Origin of the sequence: Halothiobacillus sp. (assembly GCF_028710545.1) — a bacterium.
In the GTDB taxonomy this organism is placed as follows: domain Bacteria; phylum Pseudomonadota; class Gammaproteobacteria; order Halothiobacillales; family Halothiobacillaceae; genus Halothiobacillus.
Genome location: NZ_JAQTTX010000055.1, coordinates 6,533 through 15,045, shown reverse-complemented (window position 1 = coordinate 15,045; position 8,513 = coordinate 6,533). Strand labels below are relative to the sequence as shown.

6 protein-coding genes and 1 pseudogene are annotated in these 8,513 nt (G+C 57.7%); 2 read left to right on the top strand and 5 right to left on the bottom strand.

Features of this window, described 5'->3' with window-relative positions; all coding sequences use genetic code 11:
• Positions 1-130: 130 nt before the first annotated feature.
• The 5 genes from yajC to PHD44_RS10600 form a co-directional block, all read right to left on the bottom strand.
• On the bottom strand, positions 131-472 hold the full coding sequence (yajC, locus tag PHD44_RS10620) for a preprotein translocase subunit YajC (protein ID WP_290678896.1): 342 nt from the start codon (positions 470-472) through the stop codon (positions 131-133).
• 142 nt (positions 473-614) lie between these two features.
• Positions 615-1,739 (bottom strand): tRNA guanosine(34) transglycosylase Tgt, encoded by a 1,125-nt coding sequence (gene tgt / locus PHD44_RS10615; protein WP_300191401.1) that lies wholly within the window; start codon positions 1,737-1,739, stop codon positions 615-617.
• On the bottom strand, positions 1,729-2,832 hold the full coding sequence (gene queA, locus PHD44_RS10610) for a tRNA preQ1(34) S-adenosylmethionine ribosyltransferase-isomerase QueA (RefSeq protein WP_300191398.1): 1,104 nt from the start codon (positions 2,830-2,832) through the stop codon (positions 1,729-1,731). Before queA ends, tgt begins: the two co-directional genes overlap by 11 nt.
• Positions 2,833-3,726: 894 nt before the next feature.
• Positions 3,727-4,542, bottom strand: a complete 816-nt coding sequence (locus tag PHD44_RS10605; protein ID WP_300191395.1) for an alpha/beta fold hydrolase — start codon at positions 4,540-4,542, stop codon at positions 3,727-3,729.
• A gap of 173 nt (positions 4,543-4,715) precedes the next feature.
• Positions 4,716-4,838, bottom strand: a complete 123-nt coding sequence (locus PHD44_RS10600) for a hypothetical protein (protein ID WP_300190211.1) — start codon at positions 4,836-4,838, stop codon at positions 4,716-4,718.
• A 122-nt stretch (positions 4,839-4,960) separates the two neighbouring features.
• Between PHD44_RS10600 and PHD44_RS10595 the strand changes: the two genes are divergently transcribed.
• Positions 4,961-6,253, top strand: a complete 1,293-nt coding sequence (locus PHD44_RS10595) for an RsmB/NOP family class I SAM-dependent RNA methyltransferase (protein WP_300191393.1) — start codon at positions 4,961-4,963, stop codon at positions 6,251-6,253.
• Positions 6,254-6,363: 110 nt separating this feature from the next.
• Positions 6,364-8,513, top strand: a pseudogene (katG, locus tag PHD44_RS10590) (catalase/peroxidase HPI); the annotation flags it as partial.

Genomic DNA, 8,513 nt, shown 5'->3' with positions numbered 1-8,513 from the left:
AAGGGCCCATCCTTCATGAATGAACCCGGAAAATAAGCCCTGGGGAAGTCCAGGGAAAATGCCCGATAACGAGTCCGTAAAACTATTCACGGATCTTGGCATGCGCACGCAGTATGGGCGCCACCACTCGTTACGCTTCGCGGGTGTCCTTGAGCGTTCCTTTCGGCATGACGGAACTGACCGCGCCGCGTTGAACCACAATCGTCATGCCATCGGCCACTTCAACGATCAAAAAAGCATCGGTCACTTTGACAACCCGGCCCAGCAGACCGCCGTTGGTGATGATTTCATCGCCTTTTTCGATGGACTCGACCAGCTTCTTCAGCTCTTTCTGGCGCTTGACCTGAGGCCGGATGAGCAGGAAGTACATCACACCGAAGATCAGGATCAAGGGCAGGAAGGTTGCAATCATGCTGGGCTGCTGGGCGGCGGCCGGTGCGGCTTCTGCCAGGGCGTCGGAAATAAAAAACATGGCTCAGAATTCCTTACATCTTTTGAAAATGAGTTCGAACAATGGATGCCGGGGTGCCGGCTCCGCGAAAAAACGCACATTAGTATGCCACAGCATGATCAAGTTCCCTGCATTTTAGGGAACCTCGGGCACTGGGCTGATTTTACCCGTCAATTCCCCGTGCGCGATCGGCGTGGAACTTCGCCCTGAATGATTCGAATGTATTGCTTTCAATGGCTGCGCGGATTTCCTGCATCAGGGTTTGGTAGTAATGCAGGTTATGAATGGTGTTGAGTCGTGCGCCCAGCACTTCCTTGCATTTGTCGAGGTGTTTCAGATAGGCACGCGAGTAACGCTGACAGGTGGTGCAGGTGCAGGTTTCGTCGAGCGGGCGGGTGTCGCTAACGTAACGGGCATTGCGCAGTTTGATGTCGCCGTACCGGGTGAACAGGTGGGCATTGCGCGCGTTGCGTGTGGGCATCACGCAGTCGAACATGTCCACGCCGCGGGCCACGGACTCGACCAGATCTTCGGGTTTGCCCACGCCCATCAGGTAGCGTGGTTTGTCATTGGGCAGCAAGTGGGTTGTGGCCTCCAGCACGTGATTGCGTTCCTCTAGCGGCTCACCGACGGAAAGGCCGCCAATGGCATAGCCGTCGAATCCGATGTTCAGCAAACCTTCCGCCGATTCGCGCCGCAGCACCGGATACATACCGCCCTGAACGATGCCGAACAAGGCGGTATCGGTGTTGTCGGGCTTTAAGGTGTCGAACGCCGCGCGCGAACGCGCAGCCCAACGCAGCGACAGGCGCATGGATTCCGCTGCCTGGACTTCCGTGGCCGGGTAGGGCGTGCACTCGTCGAAAATCATGACGATATCCGAGCCCAGTTCGTGCTGAATCTGCATGGAACGTTCGGGGGTCAGCATGACAGGCGAGCCATCAACCGGTGATTGGAACCGCGCGCCTTCCTCGGTGATCTTGCGCATTTCGGCGAGTGAGAACACCTGAAAACCGCCGGAGTCCGTCAGGATCGGTTTGTTCCAGCCCATGAAATCATGCAGGTTGCCATGGGCGCGAATGACGTCGGTACCAGGGCGGAGCATCAAATGAAAGGTGTTGCCGAGAATAATCTCAGCGCCCAGTGCTTCGATTTCCAGCGGATCGACGGCTTTGACCGTGCCATAGGTGCCGACGGGCATGAAGGCGGGTGTCTCGATGTGCCCGCGCGCAAAGCGAATCTGGCCGCGCCGGGCGTCGCCATCGGTGTGGATGAGGTCAAATTGCATGTGACTGTTCCGCGCCCGCGGGCGCTATCGGATGATGGATGGGAATGAACATGGCGTCACCATAGCTGAAAAAACGAAAACTGGCGCGAATGGCGTGCTCATAGGCCGCCAGAATCCGTTCCCGACCAGCCAAAGCGCTGACCAGCATCAGCAGGGTGGATTGAGGGAGATGGAAGTTGGTGAGCAGGGCGTCGACCACATATACCGGCTGTCCCGGATAGAGAAACAGGCGGGTATCGCCCTGATAGGTGCCGATCCGGCGCTGGGCGGCGGCTTTGGGGTTTGCTCTCGCTGCCGTCTCGATGGCGCGCAGGGCCGTGGTGCCCACGCAAACGACGCGCCCGCCTCGTTCGCGCGCGGCGTCAATGGCAGCCACCGTTTCCTCCGGTACATTCAGCCATTCGCTGTGCATGGTGTGCTCTTGAATGTTGTCGACGCGAACCGGCTGAAAGGTACCCGCACCGACATGCAGGGTCACGAAGGCCGTCTTGACGCCCTTGGCGGCGATCTGTTCGAGCAAGGCTTCGGTCAGATGCAGGCTGGCCGTTGGTGCGGCAACGGCGCCATCGTGGGCGGCGAAAACGGTTTGGTAGTCGTGGCGGTCCTGCGCGTCGTCCGCCCGTTCGATGTAGGGCGGTAGCGGCATATGACCGGCACGATTGAGCCAGGTCAGCAAGTCCGGATTGAGTGGGTCGGGTGTGAGCTCGACGAGAAACAAGGCGTCGTCGCGATCCTTGACCGTGAGCGTGGCCTGTCCATCCATATCAAGCCGCGTGCCGGGCGGTGGCGATTTGCTGGCCCGAATATGACACCAGGCGCTCAGCGCATCCTGAAGCCGTTCGATCAGTACCTCGATCTTGCCGCCACTGGCCTTGTGACCGAATACGCGGGCAGGAATGACGCGTGTATTGTTGAGGATCAGCAGGTCACCCGGTTCAAGCAAGCCGGGGAAGTCGGCGATGCGGCATTCTCTGAGGTCGTTGGGTGTGTGTTCATTTTCGAGAACGAGCAGGCGCGCATCTTCGCGTGGCTCGATAGGGCGGCGTGCGATGAGTTCTGATGGGAGTGCGTAATCGAAGAGCTTGGTTTGCATGGCGCGCGCAGTCTATCAGGGGGCGATAGCCGGCAGCAATCGGTTCAAAAAAGACCGATGAGAAATACGTTTTAAGGAAAGTGCGCTGGTTTTGCGGCTTGCGTGAGAAAAGGCCATCCTGTGGCCCGGAACCAATCCTGCGGTTCGATCCTGATTTCCCCCGTCATGGGTTTTTGGTGGAAAAGCACAGCCCTTCCGTGGGCGACCGAACTCGTGGGCACGAGTCTCGATCAAGCAGAGCATTCCTATCTCATGGCGCTCGTCCTGAGCGACGGTTCTGTCCTGAATCTGATTCGTCCATGCCGGACTTTCCTTGCCGGTTGTCCTGGTCAGTCATCCTGTGAATTTGTCCCTGGTTAACATCCTTGGTGATCATCCTTGGGTCGTCCATGGGTGCCGATTCCATTCGGTTCCGAGTCCTGTCTTCCTTGTGATTCTTCCTTGCGATCCATCCTTGGGATAGCCCATCTTGGGCTGAGTGTCCCATCGTCCTGATGTGACGACCGAGGCGCATCCGTACGCCCGGTTTTCCTGAGTACCTTCGCTACCCTTCCGTGGGCAGTATCGAGTCCTTTCCGGTAAGAGCCATAATCAATCCTTGATCAAGGCTATGGGGCTTCCTGCCCGCTGTGTATTGAACACAGGTGCATCATGCCGAAGGAATGTGACAGGTCATAGTGGTAATCGAGCAAAGTTCCGTCGGATTTTGCGATTTAATATGTAGGAATTTTCCTACGGAAAGATGGCGCCGGGCTTGGCTTGGTCTAAGTTGTGGTCGAATTGCTCAATGCTTTGCGTGTAAAAGCGGAGGGTGAAATCCACTTTATTGTGCATGGTAGACATGGAGTAGATGGCGAATTCGTCTACATGTCCTTATTTTTTAAAGAATTAATTTCAAGATGTTTTATTGATTCCTTCGCAGCCGTGAATAAAGAAGTGGCGTATGGCGCTCATGAAGCCCTGCGGGTCTTCGACATGTGGCCAGTGCTTGGCTTTCTTGAGGGTATGTATGCAGCCGCCGGGAAAGTCCCGGATGATGATCGAACGATCATCCGGCTCGATATAGGCAGAGCCTGCGCCACGGACGAATAGAGCGGGGCCACAGAAAAATCCCTGAAGCTCGGGCATTTGTGAAGTTTCGGTGTAGTACTGCTGCAATACATCCAGGTTGAAACGCCAGCGCCATGCGCGTTGCCCGGTTTGTGTGTCGTGACTGAGATTGGCTGCAAGGAAGGCGCGAACCTCCGGGTCGAAGATGAATCGACCCATTTGGCTTCGCGCTTGTTCTCGTGATGTCAGTTGATCCAGATCGACCGCTCGCAACCCGGCGAAGACATCCTGGTGCCATGCGGGATAGGCTTTGGGGGCGATATCGACGACTACCAGCCGGGTAAAACGTTCCGGGGCCTGATCCGCCAGTACCATGGACAATTTGCCGCCGAGTGAGTGGCCGAGGAGTTTGGCGCGTTCAAGACCCAGTCGATCCATGAGGGCCAGTACATCGGCGGCCATGGCTTCATAACTCAGATCGTCTGCCCAGGGTGAGCGGCCATGATTTCGCAGATCAATATTGATGACCCGGTAGGTATCCGCCAGATTGCGGGCCACGCCGCGCCAATTCGCCAGAGAGCCGAACAAACCGTGCATAATGATGACGGGCAATCCGCCTCCGGATTCCTCAAAATTCAATGCGACGGGCAAGTGCTTCATACGTTCCTTGTTCCTGGGTCATGGTGCTGGCAGCCTGTCGTTGGACTGGATGCTAGGGAACCTCTGATTGAATCCTTCGTGGCCGAGACGGGCTTTTGAGGGATGAGTCGCAAGGCGCGGCGCGAAACGAATGGTTATTCCATTCGTGAGCGGCGCAACACAGCGAATCGCCCTCAAAAGCCCGTCCCATGCGGGTTGCTGCCCAAAAGCCGCAACACTTCGTTATCGGCCTTGGCATCGTAGCGTAAACTACGACCTGCGGCCTCTGCCTCGTTTTGCGGCTTTTGGATCAGCAACTCGGCTCACGAGGGATTCAATCAGAGGTTCCCTATGGCCATATTAGCATTTGTCCACGATCCTGCCGAACGCGCAGGCGCGCCCTGATCCACACACCATTACTCATTCAATGAAGGCCACCATGCCAGATCAACTGTTTACATTGCCCAAACCGGAACTGCCGGTGCCCCGTGTTTTCCCACAACAGATTCAGCGTGCGGCCGCCGTTCTCGATGTGATTTTGAAGGAAGGCCTGCCGAGTGATCGCGCCTTGCAGCACTGCTTTCGCTCCGAGCGACAAATGGGCAAGCGCGACCGGGCGCAACTGCAAACCCTGGTGTTTTTTGTCCTGCGGCACTGGCGATTATTGGATGAATTGCTGGGCGTGCCGCCCGGTGCGGTTGCTTCGGCGCTGCCACGCGTGGGCATGGCGGTTCATCTGGCCGGATTGCTGGATGCGACCTTGGCCGATTTGACGGGCGTGGTTGCCAGACCGCAGGGAGAGATGGTCGAGCAGATCGCCCGCAGCAGCCCGGCGGTGCGCTTTGGTTTGCGTGATGAGGATATGGCACGGTTGGAAGCGGCCTTCGGCAGCGATGCGGTGGCGGTTGCGAAAGCACTTCTGGCGAGGGCGCCGGTGGATTTTCGAGTCAATTCGGCTAAAGTCGAACCCCGCGCACTGGCAGAGACACTGCTCGCATCGGGTCTGGAAAGTATGCCGATCCCGGGGTTGCCCAATGGCCTGAGGCTGAATGACAACAAACCGCTCACGTCCTTGGATGCATATCACGCCGGTACGTTTGAAATTCAGGATGCGGGCAGTCAGTGGATTGTCGAAGCATGTCAGGCGCAATCAGGACAGCATGTGTTGGATCTGTGTGCCGGTGCGGGTGGCAAGTCTCTTGGCTTGGCCGAAGCTGTTGGCGAACGGGGCAGTGTCTTGGCTTGCGATACCGAAGCCGAACGATTGGCGCGTTTGCCGGAACGCAGTGAACGGGCGGGTTGGCACAACATTGAGTGTCAGCCCATTGCGGACAGCGCCGATCACGAACTTCATCGACGCGGGCCGTTTGATCGGGTGCTGATCGACGCGCCGTGTTCGGGTTCGGGCACGTGGCGCCGTCATCCCGAGCTGCGTCAGATTCCGGCTGATCTGGATGCCTTGTGCGCCACGCAGGCGCAACTGCTGGACGATGGCGCGCAATTAACGAAAGCCGATGGCTTGCTGATTTACGCCACCTGCAGCTTATGGCGCGAAGAAAATGAAATGCAGATCGCGTCCTTTTTGCTGCGCCATCCTGATTGGTACGTTGCCGAACTCCCCGCGCGGATGATGCATGCACTAACTGTGGAGGAAGGAATGGCGCGGATTCGGCCAGACATTCAGGGCTCAGACGGATTTTTCTTTTGCGTATTGCAGCGGGCAAATGATTGATAAAAACTATCAAACCAAGCGAAAAAATTAATTGGCTTGATTGAACTGGCGGCGGTACAACAGGAGGTGCACGAAGATGCGAACATAAAAACCACCTGAGGACAGACATCATGACACAAAGCCAATGCCCCTTTCATCACGCCCCCAGCGCCAGTAAAACCGTTCGAGACTGGTGGCCCAATCGCCTGAATCTGGATGTGTTGCGTCAACACGGCAGCAAATCCAGCCCCCTGGACGCTGATTTCAACTACGCGGAAGAATTCAAAACACTGGATTTGGCTGCCGTCAAAGCCGACCTGCATGCGCTGATGACCGATTCGCAAGACTGGTGGCCGGCGGATTACGGCCATTATGGTCCCTTCTTTATCCGCATGGCCTGGCACAGCGCCGGTACGTACCGCACAGGCGATGGGCGCGGTGGCGCGGGCACGGGCAATCAACGGTTTGCGCCGCTCAACAGTTGGCCCGATAACGTCAACCTCGACAAAGCCCGCCGCCTGCTTTGGCCGATCAAACAAAAATACGGACGGAAAATCTCCTGGGCCGATCTGATTATCTTGACGGGCAATGTCGCGCTCGAATCGATGGGCTTTAAAACCTTCGGTTTCGCCGGTGGGCGGGAAGATATCTGGGAACCGGAAAAAGATATTTACTGGGGCGCGGAAAGCGAGTGGCTGGCGACCAGTGATAATCCGCAGAGCCGTTACCGTGGCGACCGTGAGCTGGAAAACCCGCTGGCAGCCGTGCAGATGGGCCTGATCTATGTGAATCCCGAAGGGCCGGATGGCCAGCCTGATCCGGTCGCCTCCGGCCGCGACGTGCGCGAGACGTTCGCGCGCATGGCGATGAACGATTACGAAACCGTGGCCCTGACCGCCGGGGGGCACACCTTCGGCAAATGTCATGGAGCCGGTGATGCCGCCCATGTCGGGCCGGAGCCGGAAGCTGCCGGTCTAGAAGAGCAGGGCCTGGGTTGGAAAAGCAGCTTCCGCAGCGGCAAGGGCGGCGATCAGATCGGCAGCGGGCTGGAAGGCGCGTGGACGCCGACGCCGACAAAATGGGACATGAGTTATTTCGACGTCTTGTTCGGCAACGAGTGGGTGCTGACCAAAAGTCCGGCTGGCGCCTGGCAATGGACGCCCAAGGAAGCCACCGAGCACAATCAGGCCCCAGCGGCGGAAGATGCCAGCCAGAAGCGACCGATCATCATGACCACGGCGGACATGTCGCTGCGCATGGACCCGATTTACGAGCCGATTTCCCGCCATTTTCATGCAAACCCGGATGAGTTTGCCGATGCTTTTGCGCGTGCCTGGTTCAAGCTCACGCATCGGGACATGGGGCCGCGCAGCCGCTATCTCGGCCCGGAAGTACCGCAAGAGGAACTGATCTGGCAAGACCCAGTCCCCGAGCTGAACCATGCCTTGATTGATGACGGCGACATTGATTTTTTGAAGAACCGCATCGCCAACAGCGGGCTGGGTATCGGTGAACTGGTCACGACAGCCTGGGCTTCTGCTTCGACCTTCCGTGGCTCGGACATGCGCGGTGGTGCGAATGGTGCGCGGATTCGGCTTGCGCCCCAGAAAGATTGGCAAGCCAATCAACCCGCGCAGTTGGCCTATGTGCTTGGCGTGCTCGAAGGCATCATGGAGCGGTTCAACCAGAGCCAAGCGGGGGGCAAGCGGGTTTCATTGGCGGATTTGATCGTGCTTGCAGGCGGTGTGGGCATCGAGTTGGCCGCGCAAAAGGCCGGACACCCGGCGACGGTTCCGTTCACACCCGGTCGGATGGACGCCACGCAGGAACAAACCGACATCGAGGTGTTTTCCGTGCTTGAACCGATTGCCGATGGGTTCCGCAATTTCGAGAAAGGCAAATAAACGATTTCCGCAGAAGAATTGCTGGTCGACAAGGCGCAGTTGCTTACTTTAACGCCTGCGCAGATGACTGTGCTCGTCGGTGGCATGCGCGTATTGAACACCAATGCCGATCACACTGATCACGGTGTGTTCACCGGGCGCCCGGAAACGCTCAGCAATGATTTCTTTGTCAATCTGCTGGATATGGGTACGGCTTGGGCGGCCAAATCCGATGACGAGAATCTGTTCGAAGGGCGGGATCGCCACACCGGTCAGCTCAAATGGACGGGCAGCCGGGTGGATCTGGTGTTCGGTTCGAATTCGGAGCTGCGGGCACTGGCGGAAGTCTATGGCAGTGCAGATGGCGAGGAAAAATTCAGGAATGACTTTGTGGCCGC

Bases quoted from the DNA above. Each gene is read 5' to 3' on its own strand.
- yajC (WP_290678896.1), bottom strand. From the start codon at position 472: ATGTTTTTTATTTCCGACGCCCTGGCAGAAGCCGCACCGGCCGCCGCC.
- tgt (WP_300191401.1), bottom strand. From the start codon at position 1,739: ATGCAATTTGACCTCATCCACACCGATGGCGACGCCCGGCGCGGCCAG.
- queA (WP_300191398.1), bottom strand. From the start codon at position 2,832: ATGCAAACCAAGCTCTTCGATTACGCACTCCCATCAGAACTCATCGCA.
- PHD44_RS10605 (WP_300191395.1), bottom strand. From the start codon at position 4,542: ATGAAGCACTTGCCCGTCGCATTGAATTTTGAGGAATCCGGAGGCGGA.
- PHD44_RS10595 (WP_300191393.1), top strand. From the start codon at position 4,961: ATGCCAGATCAACTGTTTACATTGCCCAAACCGGAACTGCCGGTGCCC.